The 23,208-nt window shown below is 57.7% G+C and carries 19 protein-coding genes; 13 read left to right on the top strand and 6 right to left on the bottom strand.

Annotated features, from left to right (window positions below; all coding sequences use genetic code 11):
* Nucleotides 1-32: 32 nt before the first annotated feature.
* The 7 genes from ACQR35_RS00935 (at nucleotide 33) to aroQ (ending at nucleotide 8,997) form a co-directional block, all read left to right on the top strand.
* A complete protein-coding gene (locus tag ACQR35_RS00935) occupies nucleotides 33-1,346 on the top strand; it encodes an ABC transporter substrate-binding protein (RefSeq protein WP_430267788.1) in 1,314 nt (437 codons plus the stop codon).
* Between the two features lie 75 nt (nucleotides 1,347-1,421).
* Nucleotides 1,422-2,348, top strand: a complete 927-nt coding sequence (locus ACQR35_RS00930; RefSeq protein WP_430267789.1) for a carbohydrate ABC transporter permease — start codon at nucleotides 1,422-1,424, stop codon at nucleotides 2,346-2,348.
* Entirely contained in the window at nucleotides 2,345-3,274 is a 930-nt protein-coding gene (locus ACQR35_RS00925) for a carbohydrate ABC transporter permease (RefSeq protein WP_430268962.1), read from the top strand. Before ACQR35_RS00930 ends, ACQR35_RS00925 begins: the two co-directional genes overlap by 4 nt.
* A gap of 6 nt (nucleotides 3,275-3,280) precedes the next feature.
* The gene (locus ACQR35_RS00920) at nucleotides 3,281-5,374 is read left to right on the top strand and encodes a beta-galactosidase (protein ID WP_430268961.1); all 2,094 of its coding nucleotides are present in this window, start codon (nucleotides 3,281-3,283) and stop codon (nucleotides 5,372-5,374) included.
* A gap of 139 nt (nucleotides 5,375-5,513) precedes the next feature.
* The gene (locus ACQR35_RS00915; RefSeq protein ID WP_430268960.1) at nucleotides 5,514-6,302 is read left to right on the top strand and encodes a DeoR/GlpR family DNA-binding transcription regulator; all 789 of its coding nucleotides are present in this window, start codon (nucleotides 5,514-5,516) and stop codon (nucleotides 6,300-6,302) included.
* Nucleotides 6,303-6,370: 68 nt separating this feature from the next.
* Entirely contained in the window at nucleotides 6,371-8,527 is a 2,157-nt protein-coding gene (locus ACQR35_RS00910) for an alpha-galactosidase (RefSeq protein ID WP_430268959.1), read from the top strand.
* A gap of 5 nt (nucleotides 8,528-8,532) precedes the next feature.
* Nucleotides 8,533-8,997: a type II 3-dehydroquinate dehydratase gene (gene aroQ / locus ACQR35_RS00905; RefSeq protein ID WP_430267794.1), complete on the top strand. Its 465-nt coding sequence runs from the start codon at nucleotides 8,533-8,535 to the stop codon at nucleotides 8,995-8,997.
* 29 nt (nucleotides 8,998-9,026) lie between these two features.
* On the opposite strand, the gene ACQR35_RS00900 is transcribed toward aroQ, so the two are convergent.
* On the bottom strand, nucleotides 9,027-10,043 hold the full coding sequence (locus tag ACQR35_RS00900; RefSeq protein WP_430267795.1) for a LacI family DNA-binding transcriptional regulator: 1,017 nt from the start codon (nucleotides 10,041-10,043) through the stop codon (nucleotides 9,027-9,029).
* Nucleotides 10,044-10,056: 13 nt separating this feature from the next.
* A complete protein-coding gene (locus ACQR35_RS00895; protein ID WP_430268958.1) occupies nucleotides 10,057-11,265 on the bottom strand; it encodes a Gfo/Idh/MocA family protein in 1,209 nt (402 codons plus the stop codon).
* Nucleotides 11,266-11,454: 189 nt separating this feature from the next.
* On the opposite strand from ACQR35_RS00895, the gene ACQR35_RS00890 reads away from it, so the two are divergent.
* The 4 genes from ACQR35_RS00890 to ACQR35_RS00875 all read left to right on the top strand — a co-directional run bounded on the left by ACQR35_RS00890 (nucleotide 11,455) and on the right by ACQR35_RS00875 (nucleotide 17,075).
* Nucleotides 11,455-12,414, top strand: a complete 960-nt coding sequence (locus ACQR35_RS00890) for a carbohydrate ABC transporter permease (protein WP_430268957.1) — start codon at nucleotides 11,455-11,457, stop codon at nucleotides 12,412-12,414.
* Between the two features lie 10 nt (nucleotides 12,415-12,424).
* Nucleotides 12,425-13,345, top strand: coding sequence for a carbohydrate ABC transporter permease (locus tag ACQR35_RS00885; protein WP_430267798.1), 921 nt, complete (start codon nucleotides 12,425-12,427; stop codon nucleotides 13,343-13,345).
* Between the two features lie 57 nt (nucleotides 13,346-13,402).
* The gene (locus ACQR35_RS00880) at nucleotides 13,403-14,755 is read left to right on the top strand and encodes an ABC transporter substrate-binding protein (protein WP_430267957.1); all 1,353 of its coding nucleotides are present in this window, start codon (nucleotides 13,403-13,405) and stop codon (nucleotides 14,753-14,755) included.
* Nucleotides 14,756-14,867: 112 nt separating this feature from the next.
* The gene (locus ACQR35_RS00875; protein WP_430268956.1) at nucleotides 14,868-17,075 is read left to right on the top strand and encodes an alpha-galactosidase; all 2,208 of its coding nucleotides are present in this window, start codon (nucleotides 14,868-14,870) and stop codon (nucleotides 17,073-17,075) included.
* A gap of 125 nt (nucleotides 17,076-17,200) precedes the next feature.
* Here the strand turns inward: ACQR35_RS00875 and ACQR35_RS00870 are convergent, their stop codons facing one another.
* Nucleotides 17,201-18,385 carry a MarP family serine protease gene (locus ACQR35_RS00870; protein ID WP_430267800.1) on the bottom strand — a complete coding sequence of 395 codons (1,185 nt, stop codon included), beginning with the start codon at nucleotides 18,383-18,385 and terminating at the stop codon, nucleotides 17,201-17,203.
* A gap of 171 nt (nucleotides 18,386-18,556) precedes the next feature.
* On the opposite strand from ACQR35_RS00870, the gene ACQR35_RS00865 reads away from it, so the two are divergent.
* A complete protein-coding gene (locus ACQR35_RS00865; protein WP_430267801.1) occupies nucleotides 18,557-19,234 on the top strand; it encodes a Crp/Fnr family transcriptional regulator in 678 nt (225 codons plus the stop codon).
* A 24-nt stretch (nucleotides 19,235-19,258) separates the two neighbouring features.
* Here the strand turns inward: ACQR35_RS00865 and ACQR35_RS00860 are convergent, their stop codons facing one another.
* From ACQR35_RS00860 to ACQR35_RS00850, 3 genes are read right to left on the bottom strand one after another with little or no spacing between them, the layout of a single operon-like run.
* Nucleotides 19,259-20,170: an NUDIX hydrolase gene (locus ACQR35_RS00860; RefSeq protein ID WP_430267802.1), complete on the bottom strand. Its 912-nt coding sequence runs from the start codon at nucleotides 20,168-20,170 to the stop codon at nucleotides 19,259-19,261.
* Between the two features lie 22 nt (nucleotides 20,171-20,192).
* Entirely contained in the window at nucleotides 20,193-20,720 is a 528-nt protein-coding gene (locus tag ACQR35_RS00855; protein WP_430268955.1) for a RidA family protein, read from the bottom strand.
* A complete protein-coding gene (locus tag ACQR35_RS00850; RefSeq protein ID WP_430267804.1) occupies nucleotides 20,720-20,875 on the bottom strand; it encodes a hypothetical protein in 156 nt (51 codons plus the stop codon). Before ACQR35_RS00850 ends, ACQR35_RS00855 begins: the two co-directional genes overlap by 1 nt.
* Nucleotides 20,876-20,912: 37 nt before the next feature.
* Here ACQR35_RS00850 and ACQR35_RS00845 point away from each other — a divergent pair, with 37 nt between their 5' ends.
* Complete coding sequence (locus ACQR35_RS00845) at nucleotides 20,913-23,207, top strand: transglycosylase domain-containing protein (protein WP_430268954.1); 2,295 nt, start codon at nucleotides 20,913-20,915, stop codon at nucleotides 23,205-23,207.
* Nucleotide 23,208: the final 1 nt, after the last annotated feature.

Here is a 23,208-nt window from a genome sequence, read left to right as displayed (position 1 = left end):
CACAGGACGTTCCATTTTTCAAAGGAGAGACAATGGCTACGCAGGGGAATTTTGTGTACAGGGACCGCGGCATTGCCCCGGATCGCCGTACTTTTCTCAAGACCGTCGGAGTAGGGGCTGTCGCACTCAGCGGAATCCCCCTCCTAGCAGCATGCACCGGCGGAAGCGCACCTCAAGCGGGCGGTTCGAAGTCACTGACCCTAGGTTCAGGTTCTTCGGATGAAGTACCCAAGAAGGCCTACAAGGCAGTAACAGACGCTTTCACCAAAAAGACAGAAATCACTGTAAATACCAACACGGTGCCTCACAACGATTTCCAGAACAAAATCAACTCCTACCTGCAGGGCAGCCCAGATGACGCGTTCACTTGGTTCGCTGGCTACCGCATGCAGTACTACGCAGGCAAGGGCCTCTTGGCTCCGATCGACGACGTCTGGGAAAAGATCGGCGGCAACTACTCGGATGCCATGAAGAAGGCATCCACCGGCCCCGACGGCAAGATGTACTTTGTCCCCAACTACAACTATCCGTGGGGCTTCTTCTACCGCAAGAGCCTCTGGGCAGCCAAGGGTTACGAGATCCCGGAAACCTTTGACGCTCTCAAGACCCTCTCCGCCAAGATGAAGGCAGATGGACTGATCCCGATCGGTTTCGCGGACAAGGACGGCTGGCCCGCAATGGGCACGTTCGACTACCTGAACATGCGCTTGAACGGTTACCAGTTCCACGTGGACCTCTGCGCGCACAAGGAATCTTGGGATCAGAAGAAGGTCAGCGACGTCTTTGATACCTGGAAGGCACTCTTGCCGTTCCAGGATCCGGGAGCACTTGGTCAGACCTGGCAGGATGCCGCAAAGTCCCTTGAGGCCAAAAAGACCGGTATGTACTTGCTGGGTTCCTTTGTTACCCAGCAGTTCTCCGATCCAGCAGTTCTTGCAGACATTGATTTCTTCCCGTTCCCGGAGATTGCCATGGAAGGCCGCGACGCCGTTGAGGCGCCGATCGACGGCATCCTCTTGTCCAAGAAGGGTGGCGAAAACTCAGCTGCTCGCGACTTCCTCGCATTCTTGGGCTCGGCCGAAGGTCAGGACGCATATGCGGCTGTTGATCCGTCCAACATCGCCACCGCAAAGGGCGCCGACACCTCCAAGTTCTCTGATCTGAACAAGAAGTGTGCCCAGACCATCGCCGATGCCAAATACATCAGCCAGTTCCTTGACCGCGATGCTCTTCCGGCTATGGCCAACAACGTGATCATCCCGGCGCTGCAGTCCTTCATTAAGGACGGCAACGTGGACGTCAAGAACCTCGAAGCACAGGCTAAGACGCTCTACGCAGCCCAGTAGTTCACGCCCGCACTCGATTGTGGCTGGGTAACGCCGTTCGCGTTGCCCAGCCACAATCACGGACAAGGAATCACCATGACAAGCACCACCACGCCTCAGCGCCGCTTCCGCAAGGTTCGCAGACTTTCAAACCGAGACAAGCTGGTTTTGGGTTTTATGGTTGGCGTCCCCACCCTCTTGCAATTGGTCCTGGTCTGGATCCCCACCCTGCTCTCCATTGGATTGAGCTTTACGCGGTGGAACGGGCTGGATCTCTCTGACATGAAGTCGGCCGGTCTGGACAACTACAAATACATCACCCAGGACTACCCGCCGTTCTGGCCTGCTGTTCAACACAACGTCCTGTGGCTGGTCTTTTTGGCTCTAGTGGCCACCCCTTTGGGTTTGCTTTTGGCGGTACTGCTAGATCAGCAAATCAAAGGCACCAAGATTTATCAGAGCATCTTCTTTATTCCGGTGATGCTGTCTCTGGCGCTGGTAGGAATCATTTGGCAGTTGTTCTACAACCGCGATCACGGATTTTTGAACCACGTCTTGGGAACCGCCGGAACACCGGCAGCCGTGGATTGGTTCGGTGACCCTAGTGTGAACATTTGGGCAGCGCTTATTGCCGCAACCTGGCGGCACGCTGGTTACGTCATGATCTTGTACTTAGCCGGACTAAAGGGTGTTGATCCTACCCTCAAAGAAGCAGCGTCCATTGATGGTGCAAGCGCCACCCAAACCTTCTTCCAGATCATCTTCCCGGCCATGCGCCCGGTCAACGTGGTCATTGTGGTTATCACCATCATCGAATCGCTACGTGCCTTCGACATTGTTTACGTCATCAACCGCGGCACCAACGGTTTGGAATTGATCAGCGCCTTGGTCATTCAAAACCTGGTGGGTGAAGGCCAAGTCATCGGCGTTGGATCGGCCCTAGCAGTGGTCTTGTTGGTCATTTCTTTGGTTCCGATCGTCTTCTACTTGGTCCGCACCTTCGGCAAAGAGAGCCAGTCATGAGCAATTCAACGGCGGTCCGGAACCGCAACTCACGTCCCACGCCAAATACTGGTCTGGAGGGAAAATCAGCCCATAAGGCTAAGCGTCACTACGGCACCCACATTTTCCTGATCGTGATGTCAGCCATGTGGCTGGTTCCCTTGCTGTGGTCCCTCTACACAGCTCTTCGCCCGCACGCAGATACTGACAAGTACGGCTACTTCAGCATTGGTGGCGCGCTGAACTTCGATAATTTCATTCAGGCGTGGACCCAAGGCGGGTTCGCTAAGTACTTTATGAACTCGCTGATCATCAGCATCCCGGCAGTTCTTTTGACCCTCTTCTTCGCCTCGCTGATGGCCTTCGCCGTCTCGCGAGTTTCGTGGAAGTTCAACGTCACCCTGTTGATTATGTTTACAGCTGGCAACTTGCTCCCTCCGCAGGTTTTGGCCGCACCGTTGTTTGAGATGTTCAAGCACTTTGAACTCCCGTACTCCATGAGCGATTCGGGCAATCTGCTCAACACCTACGTTTCAGTCATCGCCGTGGACACCGCTTTCCAGATTGGTTTCTGCACCTTTGTGCTCTCCAACTACATGAAGGCCCTCTCCCCCGACCTGACAGAAGCCGCATTGGTGGACGGGGCAAGTTTGTGGACCCAGTACTGGCGCATCATTTTGCCGCTGTGCCGCCCGGCCTTGGCCGCTTTGGGAACTCTTGAAGTCATCTTCATTTACAACGACTTCTTCTGGCCGCTGCTCTTTATCCAGAGCGGTGACCGCCTGCCCATCACCACGGCCATCAACAACCTTCAAGGCCAGTTCTTCAACGACTACAACCTCTTGGCCGCCGGTGCCATCATCACCGTGATCCCCACATTGATTGTGTACTTGCTCTTGCAACGCCAATTTGTGGCCGGCCTAACCCTCGGATCCAGTAAAGGATAAGTACCTGTGAGTGAACGCGCAGACATGCAGTATGTGACCGAAAAACTGGGTGGACGCATCGCTTTTGGCGGCGACTACAACCCAGAGCAGTGGCCTGAAGACGTCTGGGAACATGACGTTGCCCTCATGAAAGAGGCCGGAGTAAATCTGGTCAGTGTGGGCATTTTCAGTTGGGCCCTTTTGGAGCCGGAAGAAGGCCACTACGAGTTCGGCTGGTTGGACCGGGTCCTGGATCTGCTGCACAAAAACGGCATCAGTGTGGACCTCGCCAACGCGAGCGCTTCACCACCGCCGTGGTTCAGCCGCAAGTATCCCGATTCTCAACCGGTTAATGCCGACGGCGTGCGGCAAAGTTACGGCTCCCGGCAGGCCTTCGCGGCGTGCTCGCCTGACTACCGGCGGGCTGCAGCAGCCCTGACCACGGCGATTGTGGATCGCTATGCTGACCACCCCGCCGTCGTGATGTGGCATGTTCACAATGAGTACGGTTGCCACAACCAGCCCGACTACGGTCCGCACGCCGAGCGTGGTTTCCAAGAGTGGCTGCAAAAGCGTTACGGCACCTTGGATGCACTCAACGAGGCTTGGGGTACCGCATTCTGGTCTCAGCACTACTATGACTGGGCGGAGGTTATCCCCCCTCGCCGCTCAGGCACCTGGGTGAATCCCACTCAGCAATTGGACTTTGCACGCTTCTCCTCGGACGCACTGCTGGAATGCTTCCGAGCCGAGGCTGACATTATTCGAGCACGTTCACCGCACCCGGTGACCACCAACTTCATGGGCATTTCCATGGGCCTTACTGCACCAATTGATTACTGGCGCTGGTCAGAACAGATGGATTTGGTCTCCAACGATCACTATTTGATGGCTGCTGATGAGCGGAATTATCAAGAGTTGGCGATGGTTGCTGACCTGACCCGCGGTTGGGCCAAAAGCGCTCCGTGGTTGTTGATGGAGCACTCGAGCTCGGCAGTGAACTGGCAGCCGCGCAATGTTGCTAAGGCTCCGGGCGAAATGCTCCGCAACTCGTTGCAGCATGTGGCCCGCGGTACGGATGGTGTCTTGTTCTTCCAGTGGCGTGCTTCGCGCGCGGGTGCTGAAAAGTTCCACTCGGGCCTTTTGCCGCACGCTGGCCGCGAGACCAAGGTGTGGCGGGAAACTGTTCAGCTGGGGAAGACCCTTGAGCAGATTTCCGAGCTGGCTGGCTCCAGAGTGGTGGCAGATGCAGTGATTATTCATGACACTGACGCGCGTTGGGCCTCGGAGCTGGATTCGCACCCGAGCGTGGACGCGAATTGCGTGGCTGAAACTCGGCGTTGGCATGACGCCTTGTACCGGGCTGGTGTGACTTCCGATTTCCGGCAGAGCAGCGATGATTTGTCCGGTTACAAGGTAGCCATTGTCCCCATGCAGTATTTGATCACTGAGGCTGGCCGGGCCAATCTTGAGAAGTTTGTGGCCTCCGGGGGCACTTTGGTGGTCAGCTACTTCTCCGGGATTGTGGATGAAAATGACCACATCATCATGGACCCGATCAATGGCGGCGGTTACCCGGGCGCTTTTGCGAAGCTTTTGGGTGTGAGCATTGAGGAGTTCTTCCCGCTGCGTGAAGGCGCTGGCGTTGCGCTCAAGGGCAGCGGCAGCTTGGCTTCCGCTGCCCTTGGTGACGGTGTTTATTGGAGCGAGTTGGGTGCTGTCACTGACGCGGAGGTTCTTGCAACGTTCGACGCCGGTGCTACCGCCGGCTCGCCTGCGATCACTCGCCGCGCGCCGGGTACTGGTTCTGCTGGCACTGGTGCTGCTTACTACGTGGCGACCACCTTGAACGTGGACGCCAGCAGCGAACTGCTGAAGTTGGTTCTGGCCGATGCCGGACTTAGCACGGGCGTGCCAGCAGGTGCCCGCGGCGAAGTAGATGTTGTGGTTCGCCGCAAGGATGATCAGGACTGGCTTTTTGTGATCAACCACGGCGATACCGAGCACAGCACTCCTGCACAGGGTACTGACCTGATTTCCAGCACTGCCGTAGAAGGAACACTCAATGTTCCTGCCGGTGGGTTCGCCGTAGTGCGCTTGGACACAAACTCTGCTCAGTAGCTAGTAGTACGCAGCTGCTATAAGCCATCAGCTCTGGTCTTTGGCCTCCGATCCCCCTTCGGAGGCCAAAGACCAGAGCGAGCACCTCAGCAAACTAGGCTTTGGTTGAGACTTCATCAGCTTTTCGAAAGGGACTCTTATGCTTCCGGCGGCCCGCCACCAGGCCATTCTTGACTCCGTTCGACGCGAACGGATCATGCGTGTGGCCGATCTTGCCGAGTTATTGGGCGTTTCGCCGATGACTGTGCGCCGAGACATTGATTCCCTGAGCGACGCCGGCTTGTTGGAGCGCATTCACGGCGGAGCCAAAATTCCGGGCCCCACTGGCACCCATGAGCCCGGCTTTGAACTCAAATCCACTCAAAACACCGCCGAGAAGGACGCCATCGCCGCAGAAGCTGCCAGCCTGGTGCACGAAGGTATGGCTGTGGGTTTGAGCGCTGGAACCACCACCTTTGCTTTGGCCAAACGTCTTGCTTTGGGTCCGCAGATCACCGTGGTGACCAACTCGGTGCGGATCGCAGATGTTTTCTACAGCAGCGCTGGCGACTCAAGTGGCACTACGGTGATTTTGATCGGGGGCCAGCGGACGCCGTCGGACGCCTTGGTTGGTCCTATTGCCACTGCTGCACTCAAGCAAGTCCATCTGGACATGTTGTTTATGGGTGTTCACGGTATGGACTCACGCGCCGGATTCACCACACCCAACCTTTTGGAAGCCGAAACAGACAGGGCCATGGTGGACGCCTCACGCGAATTGGTGGTGGTGGCGGACCACACCAAGTGGGGAACGCAGGGCATTAGCACCATTGCCGCACTCGAGGACGCTGATCAAATCATTACGGACTCGGGCTTGGGCGAGAATGCCCGCAATTATTTGGCAACAGCCGTCCGCAAACTACGTGTGGTCAACCCCCTCCAGGGATAACAACGCACCCTAGGGTTTGCCCCAAAGTATTGCCCCAAAACTTTTTACTCAAAGAGGAGTCTCCCCCTATGGAACCGTTGCATCTTCGATCCGCAGGCACCTCAGTGGTGATCGATTTTTCCAATGACCAAGCACAAATGCTGCACTGGGGCGCGGACCTAGGCAAGAAGCTGCCAGAGCTGGGCATACTGACCGAACCCGTGCCACATTCTTCGCTGGACGTCCCGGTGACGTTGAGCTTGGTTCCGCAAGGTTCTGCCGGTTGGCGCGGCCGCCCGGGTCTGCTGGGGCACACCATCAACGGCGGGCAAAACTTCTCCCCGGCATTCCGCGTCACGGATGCCACGGCCAGTACCGCCGCCTCCACCATCACTCAGGTGGACGCGACTGCCTGCCTTGAGCTGGTATCCACCGTGCGTTTGCACCCCGGCGGTCTACTCGAAGTGACACACCGGCTCACCAACCAAGGCCCAGATGCGTACTCCTTGGAGCAATTGGCTGTGCAATTACCGGTGCCCGGGATGGCCACCGAGCTCTTGGATCTGACCGGACGCTGGTGCCGGGAACGTCACCCGCAACGGCGCGCCATCACGCAGGGAACTTGGGTTCGCAGTGGCCGCCACGGCCGCACCGGTCACGATTCTTCACTGATTATGGCCGCGGGAACACCCGGTTTCTCCCACGAGCAGGGGCAAGTGTGGGCTGTTCACTTTGCGTGGAGCGGCAACCATGAAGAGTTCTGCGACACGGCAGCAGATGGCCGCACTGTTCTTGGCGCAGCCGAGTTGCTGGGCCCCGGCGAAGTGACACTTGCTCCCGGGGAGAGCTACACCACTCCGGCAATGTTCGCTGCGTACTCTGAGAGTGGGCTCAACGGGATCTCCCGCCGCTTCTACGATTGGTTCCGCGCTCGCGACCACCATGTGGGTGCTTGGCCTGACGGCCGTGCGCGCCCCCGGCCCGCCGTGCTAAACGTGTGGGAGGCCGTCTATTTTGATCACAACCTTGAGAAACTAACCGCTTTGGCACAGACCGCTTCCGAGGTGGGCATTGAGCGTTTTGTGCTCGACGACGGCTGGTTCCGTGGCCGCCGTGACGATTCCGCAGGGTTGGGCGACTGGTTTGTTGACGAGGGCGTGTGGCCGGATGGACTGACGCCGTTGATCAATGAGGTCAGCAGCCGGGGTATGGAGTTTGGCCTGTGGGTGGAGCCGGAAATGGTGAACCTGAATTCTGATCTGATCCGTGCGCACCCGGACTGGGTGGCAGGGCCGTATACCTCCGGTTCCGGTGCCCGTTTGCCGCTTGAGTGGCGCCAGCAACACGTTCTGGACCTGGTGAACCCGGAGGCCTGGCAGTACATTTTTGACCGGCTGGATGCGCTCTTGACCGAGTACAACATCAGTTACCTCAAATGGGATCAAAACCGTGACCTGATTGAGCACGGCCATGCTGGAAGTCCCTCGGTGCACGAGCAAACCTTGGCCGTATACCGGCTTCTAGACGCCTTGCGTGCCGCGCACCCCGGAGTGGAAATTGAGAGCTGCTCCTCCGGCGGCGCGCGTGTGGACTTGGAGATTTTGGAGCACACGGACCGGATCTGGACTTCAGATTGCAATGACGCCTTGGAACGTCAAACGATTCAGGCGTGGACGCAGCTGGTGGTTCCGCCGGAACTCGTGGGTTCGCATGTTGGCCCCACCCAGTCCCACACCACGGCGCGAACTCATAGCCTCGCGTTCCGCGCCATCACGGCCCTCTTCGGTCACTTTGGCCTCGAATGGGACATCAGCACCCTGGACTGTGCCTCACGTGCCGAGCTCGCCTTCGCAATTGCGCTCTACAAAAAGCACCGGGCGCTAATCCACTCCGGCGACCGCGTCTACACCGACGCGCACCAAACAGATCTCAACGTTTACGGAGTTGCAGCCCGTGGCGGCCGCCAGGCGCTCTTTGCAGTAGTCAGCACTACGACGGCGGAAGCCGAGCAACCGGGGAGGGTTCAATTCCCTGGGCTTGACCCGGAGCGCGAGTACCGCGTGCGTGCGGTGTATCCGCGGGCAGAGGACGGTAGTTTCGCCGCACTCAGTACCCAGCGCACCGCTCCGGCGTGGTTCGCTCAAGGTGCCACGGCCAGCGGTAGGTTCCTCGGCGCCGTCGGGCTTCCGGCACCGATCTTGAACCCGGAACAGGGCTTTGTGGTGGAAATTCGTGGGCTAGATTAGTAGCCATGACTGACTCCACCCGCTCGCGCGGCACCATCCTGGTTGTTAACGGCCCTAACCTGAACCTTCTTGGCACCCGGGAACCTCAGCTCTATGGTTCAGCAACTTTGGAGGATGTGGAGCAGCTCGCCATTGATACGGCGGAGCGTCACGGGTTCACCGCAGATTGTGTGCAGTCCAACCACGAAGGCGACCTGCTCGATGCGATCCACGACGCCCGGCAGAACGCCGTGGGCATTGTGATCAACGCCGGAGCGTTCACGCACACATCCGTGGCACTGCGTGACGCGATCGCTGGGGTGTCACTTCCCGCGGTAGAAGTTCACATCACCAATGTGCACAAGCGCGAGGAATTCCGGCATCACTCCTACTTGTCCCCGGTGTGCGAAGCAGTGATTGTGGGCGCCGGCGTGACTGGATACCGGCTCGCCATTGAATACCTTGCGGACTCACTCCCCCTGAGTGAATAAGCAAACAGTGGCCTGGACGGCGGGCGGGCCTAATTGCAGCCGCAAGATCCGCCGATCCGTAGTCGGGTGGGAAAGACATGGCGAATCGTTTGATGGTCATTACGGAAGTCTAGGAGTGCCTTGACGGCAGCTTCACCCATTTCTTGCACGGGTTGGGCCACCGTGGTCAGTGGCGGCCAACTAAAGTCGGCGTCCAGCGTTCCGTCAAATGAAACCACCGCCATATCTTCAGGAACTGAGAGCCCGGCTTTGTGCAGGGCATTCAGGAGACCCACGGCCTGAACATCGGAACTAACAAAAACTGCGGTGGGCCGGTTGGGCTCGGCAAGTATTTGCGCGGCAGCTTCAGCCCCACCAGCCAAGGTGAAGGTGCGGAGCGCCACTGGCCCTTCGGCCAGCCCAGCATCAGTGAGTGCGTCACGCCATCCAAAGAAGCGATCGTCCATGGTGCCAGACTTGTGGATGCCCACGCACAAAGCGATGTTCGTGTGGCCGTGACCAATCAGGTGCTCTACTGCTAACCGTGCACCGCCAGGTAGGTCAACACCGATGGTGCTAAAACCCGGGGCTTCCCGGGCGAAATTCAGCAACACACAAGGTATTTCGGCAGCGGCAAGATCGGCCAAATCCGGTTCGTCCAGAGTGGGAAACAACACCACTCCGTCGACCTGCCGGGCCGCAAAATTACGGACCAGCACCCTTTCCCGGTCCGCGTTACTGCCAGAATTTCCCAACAAAAGCGAGTATCCCTGAGCAGCAGCCGCTTCTTCCACGGCGTGGGCAAACAGGGCGAAGAATGGGTTGAAGTTATCCGGCATAACCAGCCCAATTGTCTGGCTCGAGCCCAACTTGAGCGCCCTCGCCACGGCGTTGGGCCGGTAACCCAACTCGCGAATGGCGTCTTTAACCCTCGCTTCGGTGGCCGGGGCCACTTTTTTGGGCCCGCCGTTAACCACGTAAGAAACCACCGCGGTGCTCACCCCCGCACGCTTGGCGACTTCCTTACGGGTCACCGAGGAGCGAGCGGCGGGGGTGTTAACGGTCATAAGCACAATGCTACTAAGAGGTAGCCAGCTGCGGGGCATCCCCAAAGTCCCGGATGGCGAGGCGCTCCCCGCCACGCAAAGCCGACTCGTGAGCCACAATGCCTGGAAGCGTAAAACGGGCCGCTGTCCAAGCATTCACAGGCGGGATCACGCCATAGTTCACTGCAGTGACAAAATCATCCACCAAGAATTGATGGCTACCCTCGTGGCCGTTGGGTGCGTGGTTGAATTCGGCAGGCAAACGCGACGGATCGTGAACAGGGGCCAGGCCGGAGACAAAGGCATCACGTAGTTCCGGAGCTACATCCGCCAGTGAAGGATCATCTAGCGAGATGCTCGGCCGAGTGAGAACCTGCTCCGAAATGTCATAGACACCTTCTTTGTCCTGCCAAACGGTGGTGGTGGCCAGCTGCTCGAAGCTCGCTTCGGTACCAAAAAACCTGAACCGGGACTCACGGATGTGGGACGGGTAACCCACGCGACGCATTTCATTGGTGCGCATGGCACCGCCGTCGTTCATTTCAAAAAGTGCCGTGGCGTTGGAGAAATCGTTGTTGAACATACTGATGTCCTTGTTAAAGACGCCGTCGCCCCGATCGTCCTTCACACCAATGCAGCTCACGCTCACCGCGTAGCCACCGATTGCGCCGAGAACCCCGCCGATTGCATGAGTGGGGTAGAGCATAGGCGGGTAGCTCGCGGTGGCCTTCCAGTTCTCGCCCCCGCTGTACTGGTAAGCGTCATAGAAGCCGAGGTCCATGTCATGGACGTAATCGCCTTCCGAGTAGAAAATTCGTCCAAACTTCCCGGCAGCGCGCTGATTGCGGGCGTGCACGGTGGCGGGGTTGTAGTAGCTGGTTTCGCCCATCATGTAAGTCAGGCCGGTCTCACGTACTGCTTCGATGATTGCGGCAATTTCGTCTTCACTGATTGCCATGGGGACTGCCGAATAGACATGTTTGCCGGCGCGCAGAGCTTGGACTACCAGGGGTCCATGAGTCCACCGTTGTGTAAAGATGGCGACAGCATCGACGTCGGAGGCCAGCAATTCTTCGAAGCTGGCCATGGTTCCGTCTAGGCCCCACTTCGCTTGTGCTTCGCTTGCACGTTCAGGCAACGAGTCCACCGCGTAGACCCTGGTAACACCAGGGTGGAGCTTAAAGAGATGGGCAAAGTGTCCGCCGAACTGGCCCACGCCGACTACACCGATTGAAAACGTCATTGTTTTTCCTTTTAGAGGCTCGAGGAATCCGATAGCCCAGTGTTTCAGGGGGATCTACTCGAGTCAATCAAAACAACCAAACTAGAAGAAATACTCACAAATATTCACAATCGTTCTTGACGACAACAAATCTACTCGTGTAGATTCACCGGGAGTTGTTAGAAACATCACATCCCCGAAAGGTCAACGATGACCACACTCAGCAAACAGCCTGCCCCCGGGCACGCGGCTGACGACTTCAAGAAACCCCGTAAACGGGCCAGCCGTCAGGCGGATTTCCGTGGACTGGGCGACCTCAAGATCGCTCTGGTTTTCATCGCCCCGGCAATGATCGGCCTGATCCTCTTCTACTTGGTCCCTACCATTCGAGGTATCTACCTCAGCTTCACGGAGTACAGCATCCTGGGAGATCCCACGTGGATTGGCACCAAAAACTACGAAAAGATCTCTAGGGACCCGCTGTTCTGGAACGCACTGAAGGTCACCGGAGAGTACGTCCTGATCAACATCGTGCTCCAAACCGGGCTCGCCTTGGGGTTGGCCATCTTGATGCAGCGGGTGGCCAAATCCACCATTATTCGCGGGGCACTCCTTATGCCCTACCTGATGGCGAACGTCATCGCAGCGCTCTTGTGGTTCTGGATGCTGGACTACCAAATCGGCATCATCAACCAGATCATCGAATGGCTGGGCCTGCCCCGCGTAGCCTTCTTCGGAAGTGAGCAATGGGCCATCCCTACCCAAGCGCTCATCAATACATGGCGGCACATGGGCTATACAGCCCTGTTGATTTTCGCCGGGCTTCAAGCTATCCCTGCCACGGTTTACGAGGCAGCCAGCATTGACGGATCCAAAGCGTGGAGTACGTTCTGGCGGATCACGATGCCACTCTTGCGCCCCGTTTTGGTTCTAGTCCTGGTAGTAACAGTGATCGGTTCCTTCCAGGTCTTTGACACCGTTGCCGTCACCACCGCCGGCGGCCCCGTCAACGCCACCCGTGTACTCCAGTTCTACATCTTCCAGCGCGCTTTCAACGAGCAAGACTTCGGCTACGGTTCCGCGCTCGCCGTCATCCTCTTCGTTATCCTCGCCATCGTTGCCTTTATCCAGATGAAGTTCCTCCGTGGCACCCAGTCAGACCTGGACTAAGGACACTCCCATGACAACTGCTACATCCTCCAAAACGGCGATCCGCCGTCGTAAAAAACCGTTTAGCTGGCGCACCGCAGGCCTGTGGGTACTTCTGGGCATCGCAGTAGCGGTCAGTGTATTGCCTTTCTACTGGGTCATCCGCACGGCACTGTCCACCAATGGCTCGCTCGCCGCCAACTCGGCAAGCCTCTTGCCAGCAGACTTCAACTTAGGCGCATTCAAACGAGTCTTCGGCTTGCAGTCCGCGGAAGAAGCAATCGCTGAAGGTGGCTCCGGAGCGTCCATCAATTTTTGGCAGTACCTCTGGAACTCGCTACTTTTCTCCACTGTCACCACCGCGGCGGCTGTTTTCTTCAGCTCCCTCGCAGCCTATGCGTTCTCCCGTTTGCGGTGGAAGGGCAGGGACTTTGTGTTCTCACTCTTCCTGGCCACCATGCTGGTTCCACCGATCTTCACGGCGCTACCCAACTTCCTTTTGGTAAAGAACCTAGGCCTGCTCAACACCATGCTGGGTTTGGTACTGCCATACCTCTTTATGACACCGTTCGCCATCTTCTTTATGCGCCAGTTCTTTCTGAATATGTCTCGTGAAGTTGAAGAGGCAGCCATGTTGGACGGTGCAAAGCACTTCCGAATGTTCTTCCAGATCGTGTTGCCGAACGCCGCAGCACCGCTGGCCACTCTGGCCTTGCTGACATTTATGGGCCAGTGGAACGAATACTTCTGGCCACTGTTGGTGGGCACCACCGAGGACACTCGAGTGCTAACCGTGGGCCTGGGTGTTTTCAAGTCTCAGTCCCCGCAAGGATCCCCCGACTGGTCCGGCCTGATGGCCGCCACTCTCGTTTCGGCAACACCTGTGCTGATTTTGTTCTCGATCTTTGGCAAGAAAATTGTGAACTCGATCGGCTTCAGCGGAACCAAATAACTACTTTCTATCCCCGACCCACAGTAAAAAAATCGCACACCTTAAGGACTCAAAGTGATCAAAAATAAAGTACTCGGCACCGTCGCCGTTGCTGTAGCTGCAGCTCTTGCTCTCTCCGCATGTGGCGGCGGTAGTAGCGGCAGCACGGATAGCGCTAAAGGTGAAGTCAGCTACTGGCTCTGGGACGCCAACCAGCTCCCGGCCTACAAACAGTGCGCTGCTGACTTCACCAAGGCCAACCCAGATGTCACAGTGAAGATTACCCAAACTGGCTGGGATGACTACTGGGGCAAACTCACCAACGGTATGGCCTCCGGTACCGCCCCCGATGTTTTCACAAACCATCTGGGCAAGTACCCGGAATTCGTTAAAACCAAGCAGCTTGTGGCACTCGATGACGCTGTAGCCGCTGACAAAGTTGACCTCACCAAGTACAACGAGGGCCTGGCAGATCTGTGGGTAGGCCAGGACGGCAAGCGCTATGGTCTCCCCAAGGACTGGGACACCGTTGGCTTGTTCTACAACAAGAAAATGACTGCCGCAGCCGGGCTCACAGCTGAGCAAATGGCATCACTGACGTGGAACCCCACCGATGGCGGTACATATGAGAAGGCCATTGCCCACTTGACCGTGGACAAGAGCGGTAAACGAGGCGACGAGGCTGGCTTCGACAAAAACAATGTTGCCGTTTACGGCATGGGGCTTTCCGGCTCTGGCGCCGAGAATGCTGGTCAAACTCAGTGGAGCTTCCTCGCGGCAACGACGGGTTGGACCACCACTGACAAGAACCCTTGGGGCACCCACTACAACTACGATGACAAGCGCATTCAGGACACCATTGCCTGGTGGTCCGGCTTGGCAACAAAAGGCTTTATGCCCAAGCTAGAAACCACCATTGGCGCCAGCACTTCGGATAACTTCGGAGCCGGCAAGGCCGCCATTAACGCCAATGGTTCGTGGATGACCGGACAATACACCAGCTACAAGGGAATCGAGACGGGAATTGCACCCACCCCGATCGGTGTAGATGGCAAACGTTCCTCGATGTTCAACGGCCTCGCTGACTCTGTCTGGGCTGGCACCAAAAAGAAGGAAGCCGCCATTAAATGGGTTGAATACTTGGCCAGTTCAGATTGCCAGGATGTTGTAGCCAGCAAGGCTGTAGTCTTCCCGGCCATCAAGACCTCCTCGGATAAGGCAGCGGCAGCATTCAAGGCTAAGGGCACTGACGTTAGTGCCTTCACCCAGCACGTCAAGGACAAAACCACGTTCCTGTTGCCCATCACCGATAACGCCGCAAAAGTCTCCGGTATTTTGAAGCCCGCAATGGATGCAGTGGTTTCTGGCAAGGAGCCGGCGAGTTCACTGACTGCTGCTAACGATCAGGTTAACGAACTGTTCGCCAAGTAGTAGTTTCACCGCTTGACCTCTCGTGGCCCGCCCACTTGCTCATAAAAGTGAGCGGGCGGGCCACGTTCCACTTTGCCTCGACTGTTACAACGTTCCTTTTGAAAGAGACTCCATGGTTTCCCCGCACCCGCGACCGTTATATCTGCGCTCCGCCGGTACTAGCCTCCTACTCGCCTTCCACACGGGCGAAGCCCAGATCGTCCATTGGGGCGCAGATTTGGGCGAGGTGTTGCCGGATCTAGAACTTCTGCGTCCTCCTATCCCCCACTCGGCCTTTGACACGCCTGTGGTGGCAGGGCTAGTCCCTCAGCCGTCATCCGGATGGCTGGGCCGTCCGGGTTTGCGCGGTCACCGCGCAAACGGCACTGCCTTCTCTCCGGCGTTCCAGATTGTCTCGGCAGAATATTCCGACGCCGGCGCTACCGCAGGTCATCCCGCCTCCGCTACTTCGGCGGTTGTCATCCAGGCAGATCCGGAAGCTGGCCTTGAGATCCGAAGCACGATCCGCCTCAATGTGGGTGGGCTCTTGGAACTGTGCCACACGCTGACGAACACGGGCACCAACGACTACAACCTCGACGAGCTCGCATTAGTGCTCCCTTTACCGAGTCAAGCGACAGAACTTTTAGATCTCACAGGCCGCTGGTGCCGTGAGAACCACCCGCAGCGTCGTTCCATTGAACAGGGGACGTGGGTTCGTTCCGGACGGCACGGCCGCACGGGACACGATTCATCTCTCTTGGTTGCCGCTGGCAGTGCTGGATTCGCTAACCGTTCCGGAAATGTTTGGGCGACACATTTCGGCTGGTCCGGAAACCACGAACAATACCTCGATTCCTTGGGTGATGGCCGGCGGATGCTCGGCGCTTCCGAGCTTTTGGGTTCGGGTGAGCTTTTGCTCGGCCCAGGCACTGAATACACCACCCCCACCCTGTATGCCGCGTACTCAGACCACGGACTGGACGGTGTGACGGAGAGATTTTATGACTGGTTCCGCGCCCGCCCTCACCATGTTGGCACTCAAGGCGCCGAAGGCGGCTCCGGGAAGGCACGTCCTGTGGTGCTCAACACGTGGGAAGCCGTGTACTTTGATCACCGGATTGAGCCACTCATTGAGTTGGCAGAATCGGCGGCGGAGCTCGGCGTCGAACGTTTTGTGCTCGACGACGGATGGTTCCGTGGGCGCCGCGACGATCACGCCGGTTTGGGCGACTGGTACGTTGACGGCACGGTGTGGCCTGAAGGCCTAACACCGCTCATTGATGCGGTAACCAGCCGCGGTATGGAATTTGGCCTGTGGGTTGAACCGGAGATGGTGAACATTAATTCGGAAGTGGTCCGCGCGCACCCTGAGTGGATTGTTGGTCCTTGTTCCACACCGTTTACCGAGGGTGGCCGTTTGCCTATGGAGTGGCGCCACCAGCACATTATTGACCTAGTGAACCCAGAGGCGTGGCAATACATTTTTGAACGGATTAGCGCCTTACTGAGCGAGAACAATATTTCCTACCTCAAGTGGGATCAGAACCGGGACCACACCGAACACGGGCACAACGGCCGGGCTTCAGTTCATCACCAAACCCTTGCCGCCTACCGCTTATTTGATGCTCTCAAAGCGGCCCACCCCAACGTTGAAATTGAGTCTTGCTCCTCGGGTGGTGCTCGCGTGGACTTAGGCATTTTGCAGCGCACAGACCGCGTTTGGGCCTCAGATTGCAACGATGCTCTGGAACGTCAGACCATACAACGCTGGACCCAGTCCGTATTGCCGCCGGAGCTGGTGGGTTCACACGTTGGGCCTACCCAAGCTCACACCACGGGGCGCACTCACGGCATCGCCTTCCGTGCCATCACTGCATTGTTTGGGCACTTCGGTATGGAATGGGACATCCGTCAGGCTTCCAACGAGGACCGACAAGTGCTCAAGCGCGTGATCAAGATTTACAAGGAACACCGCGGCATGTTGCACTCCGGCGTTCGGGTAAATGCAGATCTTGGTGTGCCAAACCTGCAATTGCACGGTGTGGTATCCCAAGACAAATCGCAGGCACTCTTTGCTGCCGTGGCTCTAGCTTCGCTGGCTGCCGAAGTACCTGGCCGGGCAGGGATTCCCGGTCTCGATCCGAAGCGCACGTACCGGGTTGAAGCACTTCTGCCCAGCGATACTGAAGAGAGCCACGGCGCTTTCGCTCAGATTGAGCCGCCACTCTGGTACCGAGAGGGCTTCACAGCGAGCGGCGCGTTCTTTGCCGAAGTTGGTTTGCCACTACCTGTGCTGCGCCCAGAGCAGGCAATCCTCATCAAGGCAACGTCCGTCTAGTTAGTACTGGCCCGCTTAACTCGCATTTGTTGCTGTTCCACGGGACAGTTGCTGTTCCACGGGACACAGGATCAGCAACAAATGCGAGTTAGCTGGCTGAAACCAGCCAGGCGGCCTAGCAAATGCTACTTTTTGGTGCACTGTCCCGAGGACACGGTGTTTTGCAGTCCGGGAGCTTGGTCAACCACGGGTTGCAGCTGATCCATGGTGATCGCAAACCCCAACGGAGAGTTGCTGCTGGCCTTGGCGAAAACGACGCCGGCAACTTGACCGCCACTGTTCAATAACGGTCCTCCCGAGTTTCCCGGTTGCACGTCGCCGGAGATTTGGTAAATCTGTTCGGCTTGGGGGTTATTGCCGTAAATGTCCGGCACCAAAACGTTGGTGATGCCCTGCACCGAGGCTGGTTTGGATTGGAACGGACCACCGTGGGGGTAACCGGAGAAGGCAGCAGCAGTCCCAGCGCTCAGGTTTTTGGTCATGGCCAGTGGTGCAGCATTCAGTCCTGCAACGTCCAGCACTGCCAAATCATGTTGTGAATCGAAGTAGACCACTCGGCCTTGCAGTGCTCCTCCGCCGGGAACGGCCACCACGGGTTCGTTGACGCCCGCCACTACGTGCGCGTTGGTGACCACCCGGCCAGGGGCTACAACAAAACCCGTGCCAGTTTGGTTTTGACCGCATTGGTACGCGGTTCCGGTGATCTTGAGGACCGATTGCGCTGCGGTATTCAGGGCTGGAGTGTCTGTGCTTTCATTCGGAACAGGGACCGGAACCACCGGCCCAACACCCTCAATGAGTTGCGGAATCCCGTCAGAAATAACAGTGGATCGGAGCTGTGCCAGTGCTGTTTGAACCGGTGTTGGTGTGGCCGAATCAATAAATCGGATCACTTTGGAATCGGCAATTTGCGCCGAAACTAGCGGCACACCAAGCTGCCCCACGCTAAACGCCAGCATGGACATCACCAGAGCGGCAACGGAAACGTTCACCACGCCTCCTGCTAGCCGGTCAAGGGTGCGCAGCGGCTGGACCTTAACGGCACGTCGGATACTGCGGCCAATCGCGGTACCAAGTCCGTGGCCCAAAAGCATCAGTACGACGGCGGTAGCGACGATCGCTGTGAGCCTCCACCCGGAGTCGGTCACCCAACCGCTGACCAAGGGGATGGCCACAAAGGCGGCCGCCGCGCCTGCGGCGAAGCCAGCGAGCCCACCAACTGTGACCAGAAGGCCGTTGCGGAGGCCGTAAATGAGGTAGGAAATGAGCATCAGCACCAAGGCAAGGTCCAAGACCGTCAAACCGAACACTTGAGCTCCTTTATGCAGCGCACCGGCGCAGCGTTGGCCTTTATTCTACCGATGCGAAGCTGTGCTCTGACTGGACGCAAAGCAAAATGGTGCGGCTCAAATGCCAACTTCGTCACATTCATCACAAAATTCTGAAACAATAGCCGGAGCGCCAACTTACAAGGAGAATTCATGGACATCGAGGTACTTCGCCGCGCACCACTGTTCGCCACGCTGGACGACGACGCATTCCGGTTGCTGACGGACGAGCTCACCGAGGTGGACTTGTCTCGCGGCGCATCCGTCTTCCGGGAAGGCGACCAGGGCGATCAGCTGTATTTCATCGTTTCGGGCAAGGTCAAGCTCGGACGTACTTCACCGGACGGACGCGAGTCTTTGCTGGCCATTCTTGGCCCGGGCGAGCTGTTTGGTGAAATGGCACTTTTTGATCCGAGCCCCCGTACCGCTACGGCAACTGCTGTGTCTGAGACGCGCTTGGCCGGATTGCGTAATGACAGCTTGAACGCCTTGCTGCGTACTCGCCCTGAGGTTTCTGCTCAGCTGCTGCAGGCTTTGGCTCGCCGCTTGCGCCGTACCAACGATTCACTCTCTGACTTGGTCTTTTCCGACGTTCCTGGCCGTGTAGCTAAGGCACTGTTGGACTTGGCTGACCGTTTTGGACGTCCGGCAACGGATGGTGTTCTGGTTGCTCACGAGCTCACCCAGGAAGAGTTGGCCCAGCTGGTGGGAGCTTCCCGTGAGACGGTCAACAAGGCCCTGGCTGAGTTTGTGCAGCGCGGCTGGTTGCGTTTGGAAGCACGCGCAGTGGTCATCTTGGACATGCAGCGTTTGCGCCAGCGTTCCCGCTAAAAGTCACCTGGTTGCCGGTGGGACCTACCGCTCGCGGTGAGGTTCGCCGGCAACAGGATGCGCGGCTTCTACCTCAAGCATCAGCACACCGTCTTCTTCCACCAAAATGGGTTGGTAGACGTGAGTTTTGCGCTTGTAGCTCAGGTACGCGATACATCCCTTGGCAGCACCGATTTTTTCCAGAATGATCTCGGCGCCGGGCACCATCAATTGCCCCAGCGTGAGGCCCACGGTATTTTCTTGGCCAATTTCATCGCCAAGTTCCGTGGAGGACCGCTCCCCCAAAATTTTTGATGCACACACCCAGCGCGCCCACACACCTTTTCCTTCTAGCAAGGAAGGCTGCTGTCCCACGGGCAGTGTGGCAGCAAAGTAGCGGGTGTTGAACCGACGGTGCGCAAAGTCTGGGCTGAGCCAATTCACCAGCGGTTTGAGCAAGTCAGTACGGACGGTCAGTCCACGCTTGTTCAGCAGCTCGGTGAAGCTCTTTTCTTGAGCGGCCACAGCCACGCGCGCCTTCATCCATTCGGCAGTGGTGTTGGCCTCCACAGTGGAGGAAGCGTCCTGACCGGCCAGTAACACGCCGGTCTCTTCAAAAAGTTCACGGATGGCCGCCAGTACGTGACGGCGCGCCAGCCCGGCGTCGTCCATTCCCATCATGTCCGCCCATTGATGCGGTGACGGGCCCGCCCAAGCAACCGGTTCCTGGTCGCCGGGTTCAAGGGAACCCCCCGGGAACGCTACAACGCCCAGAGGCGAGCCACCGGAGCGGTAACCCAGCCACGTTTCTAGGCCTTGGGCTGCATCACGCAACAACACCACGGAGGAGGCGAAGCGCGGCGCACGCGGTGTGCGTTCGCCGTGCTCTAGCCAACTCCGGGCGGCACCCTCAAGGTCGACGGGCAGTTCAAACAATCGTCTGACGATGTGGGGCACAACGGGAACCTAACAGTGTGAGTCAGCTGAATTCAGCGATGATTTCCACTTCGACGGGTGCGTCGAGGGGAAGAACGGCAACGCCGACGGCGGAGCGAGCATGTTGCCCTGCGTCGCCGAGGACTTTACCAAGGAGTTCGGAGGCACCGTTAATCACACCGGGCTGCCCGGTAAATGAAGGATCGGAGGCAACAAAGCCAACCACCTTAACAATCCGGGTAATCCGGTCCAAGTCACCGATGACACTCTTAACAGCTGCCAAGGCGTTAACAGCGGCAATCGCCGCGTAGTTTTTAGCGTCTTCTGGGGACACGGTCACTTCATCGGAGGTGCTCTCCGTGCCGGAGGACACCTTGCCCGTGGCTACCAGCTTGCCGTCAACAAAAGGCAATTGGCCTGAGGTGTAGACGTAATTGCCGGACACAACTGCCGGCACGTACGCAGCTACTGGCGCCGCCACGCCCGGGAGAGTGATTCCCAGCTCGGCAAGGCGGGCCTCCACAGCGCTTGCTGACTCTGTTGTTTCAGTGTTCAATGCCTCAGCGGTCATCAGGCTTTCTCCCGCTTCATGTAGGCCACCAGGCCATTGCCGTCGGGTCCAGTTACTACTTGAACCAGTTCCCAACCATCGTCTCCCCATTGATCCAGGATCTGCTTGGTGGCGTGCGTAATTAGCGGAAAAGTGGCGTACTCCCATTTGCTCATGAGCACCAGAGTAGTCCTTGCCGGTAAACTCTAAAACATGGCTCAACGTAAGAACCCACTATTCGACACGGCCACCGTCCTTGGAAAGATCATTGCTTTTCTTGGAGTGAGTGCTGTTTGCGGTGTCTTGGTGGCTGGTCTACTGGTCCCTGCCGCTGCGGTGACCGGTAGTTCGGCGAGCGGTTCCATACAGTTCTTTGACACTCTGCCCAGTGAGTTGACGGTTGATCCGCCTGGCCAGGTGACTAAGATCCTGGCAGCTGACAACTCGCAGATTGCCTCCTTGTATTCGGAGAACCGGACCAAGGTAGATCTGAAGAACATGTCTCCGTTCGTTAAGAACGCGGTCATCGCTATCGAGGACAACCGCTTCTACGAGCACGGCGGTGTGGATACCACTGGTATTTTGCGTGCGTTGGTCAGCACCGCGCAAGGTAAGAAGCAGGGTGCTTCCACTATCACTCAGCAGTACGTGAACAACGTGATCAATGAGTCCCTGGTAGCTGAAGGTAAGACCGATCAAGTTCTACTCAACGGTGTGAATAAGGGTGTTGGTGACAAGCTTCGCGAGATGAAGCTGGCCATTGCGCTTGAGAAGAAAATGACCAAGGACCAGATCCTTGAGGGTTATTTGAACATTGTGTTCTTTAACAGCAACGCTTACGGCATTGAAGCCGCTTCGAAGTACTTCTTCAGCACCACCGCCAAGGACCTCACTCTTCCTCAGGCCGCCCTGCTGGCTGGTCTGGTGAACAACCCTTCTGGCTATGACCCAATCAGCAACCCGAAAAGCGCCAAAGTCCGCCGCGACTTGGTACTCGCCGCAATGTTGCGGTACGGCAAGATCGATAAAGCTGCCTACGACGCAGCTGTGAAGACTCCCGTTACCACCAAGGTGACGCAGCCTCGCCAGGGCTGCGCCTATGCTTCCCAGGCACAGTACTTCTGTGACTATGTCCTGCACACCATCCTCAACAACCCCGCTTATGGCGCGACCCAAGAGGATCGCGTCAAGAAGGTTTACAGCGGCGGTTTGACCATCAAGACCACCCTGGACCCACGTTTGCAGTCACCGGCCCAAGCACAGGCAGACGCCATTGCCGGTAGCAACCCGGACAAGTGGGGCGCTTCGCTGATCACCGTTCAACCGGGTACCGGCAAAATCCTTTCGATGGCTCAGAACACCCGAATGCTCGCTGGCCAGAGCTCCTTTGCCACCACCTACAACTTCAATGTGGACCGCAAGGACGCCAATGGCAATGACTTGGGTGGCGCGGGTGGTTTCCAACCCGGTTCAACCATGAAGCCCGTGACGTTCTCGGCGTGGCTGAAGGAAGGCAAGGCGCTCAACACCGTGGTGCCCGCCTACAACAGGGTCTACCCGTTGGATTACCCATGGAAGACCACCTGCCAGGCGGTCACCGGAGCGTTTAATGACGCTGAAGAGTACCTTGGTGCGGCACCTACTCTGCAGAACAACGATGAAGGCTATTACCGCAACATGCCGGTGAACTATGGCCTCTACAACTCCATCAACACTGCCACGTACGCTTCGGCGGCAATGTTGGACGATTTCTGCGATATCCAACGCATGGCAGACGCTTTGAAGATGCACAATGGTGAGGGCAAGGACAAGCTGGACATGTCCACCTTGTCCAGCCTTTTGGGCCCGTACAACGTGTCCCCGCTGACCATGGCTTCAGCATTTGCAACGTTCTCAGCCGAGGGTACCTATTGCGAGCCGATGGCAGTCACCTCTGTGACTGACGCACAAGGTAAGGCGCTCCCAGCCCAGACTCAGAACTGCCAGAAGGATGCCATTTCTCCCGATGTGGCCAAGGGCGTGAACTATGTTCTTCAGGACGTTCTCAAGCAGGGTTCGGGTTGGCAGATGCCCAAGGTTGGTGCTCCGGCTGCAGCCAAGACTGGTACTAACAACTACAACTCACAGACCTGGGTTGTCGGTTACACCAAGGGGCTTGCAACTGCCGCCTACTTCGGTGAAGCCCTTGAAGATCCGTCCCAGCGATTGGGCCGTGACGTCACCATCAACGGTAAGTTCTACCCAGTGGTGGATGGTTCTCAGATCGCCGGTGTGATGTGGGGTCAGTACATGCAACAAGTGGCTGGGCTGTACAACACCAGCGAGTTTGCTGAGCCGCCGGCCAACCTACTCTCCGCTCCGCAACCAGTCCAGCGGGACCCGGTTCCGCAGCCGACGCAGTCGTCCACTGGGGGCAGCAACTCGACTACGCCGGAGACCACTGCTCCGAGCTCGCAGCCCACAACTTCGACCACTGCTAACAACAACGGCAAGAAAAAGAACGGCTAGC

Source organism: Pseudarthrobacter sp. J1738 (assembly GCF_050490315.1).
Classification (GTDB): domain Bacteria; phylum Actinomycetota; class Actinomycetes; order Actinomycetales; family Micrococcaceae; genus JBNPEO01.
Note: the sequence above shows the minus strand (reverse complement) of the source record. Positions and strands in the feature narration are given on the sequence as shown.

What these genes read in the sequence shown, in the direction of transcription:
- ACQR35_RS00935 (WP_430267788.1), top strand. Translation starts at nt 33, where the DNA reads ATGGCTACGCAGGGGAATTTTGTGTACAGGGACCGCGGCATTGCCCCG.
- ACQR35_RS00930 (WP_430267789.1), top strand. Translation starts at nt 1,422, where the DNA reads ATGACAAGCACCACCACGCCTCAGCGCCGCTTCCGCAAGGTTCGCAGA.
- ACQR35_RS00925 (WP_430268962.1), top strand. Translation starts at nt 2,345, where the DNA reads ATGAGCAATTCAACGGCGGTCCGGAACCGCAACTCACGTCCCACGCCA.
- ACQR35_RS00915 (WP_430268960.1), top strand. Translation starts at nt 5,514, where the DNA reads ATGCTTCCGGCGGCCCGCCACCAGGCCATTCTTGACTCCGTTCGACGC.
- ACQR35_RS00910 (WP_430268959.1), top strand. Translation starts at nt 6,371, where the DNA reads ATGGAACCGTTGCATCTTCGATCCGCAGGCACCTCAGTGGTGATCGAT.
- aroQ (WP_430267794.1), top strand. Translation starts at nt 8,533, where the DNA reads ATGACTGACTCCACCCGCTCGCGCGGCACCATCCTGGTTGTTAACGGC.
- ACQR35_RS00900 (WP_430267795.1), bottom strand. Translation starts at nt 10,043, where the DNA reads ATGACCGTTAACACCCCCGCCGCTCGCTCCTCGGTGACCCGTAAGGAA.
- ACQR35_RS00895 (WP_430268958.1), bottom strand. Translation starts at nt 11,265, where the DNA reads ATGACGTTTTCAATCGGTGTAGTCGGCGTGGGCCAGTTCGGCGGACAC.
- ACQR35_RS00890 (WP_430268957.1), top strand. Translation starts at nt 11,455, where the DNA reads ATGACCACACTCAGCAAACAGCCTGCCCCCGGGCACGCGGCTGACGAC.
- ACQR35_RS00885 (WP_430267798.1), top strand. Translation starts at nt 12,425, where the DNA reads ATGACAACTGCTACATCCTCCAAAACGGCGATCCGCCGTCGTAAAAAA.
- ACQR35_RS00875 (WP_430268956.1), top strand. Translation starts at nt 14,868, where the DNA reads ATGGTTTCCCCGCACCCGCGACCGTTATATCTGCGCTCCGCCGGTACT.
- ACQR35_RS00865 (WP_430267801.1), top strand. Translation starts at nt 18,557, where the DNA reads ATGGACATCGAGGTACTTCGCCGCGCACCACTGTTCGCCACGCTGGAC.
- ACQR35_RS00855 (WP_430268955.1), bottom strand. Translation starts at nt 20,720, where the DNA reads ATGACCGCTGAGGCATTGAACACTGAAACAACAGAGTCAGCAAGCGCT.
- ACQR35_RS00850 (WP_430267804.1), bottom strand. Translation starts at nt 20,875, where the DNA reads ATGAGCAAATGGGAGTACGCCACTTTTCCGCTAATTACGCACGCCACC.
- ACQR35_RS00845 (WP_430268954.1), top strand. Translation starts at nt 20,913, where the DNA reads ATGGCTCAACGTAAGAACCCACTATTCGACACGGCCACCGTCCTTGGA.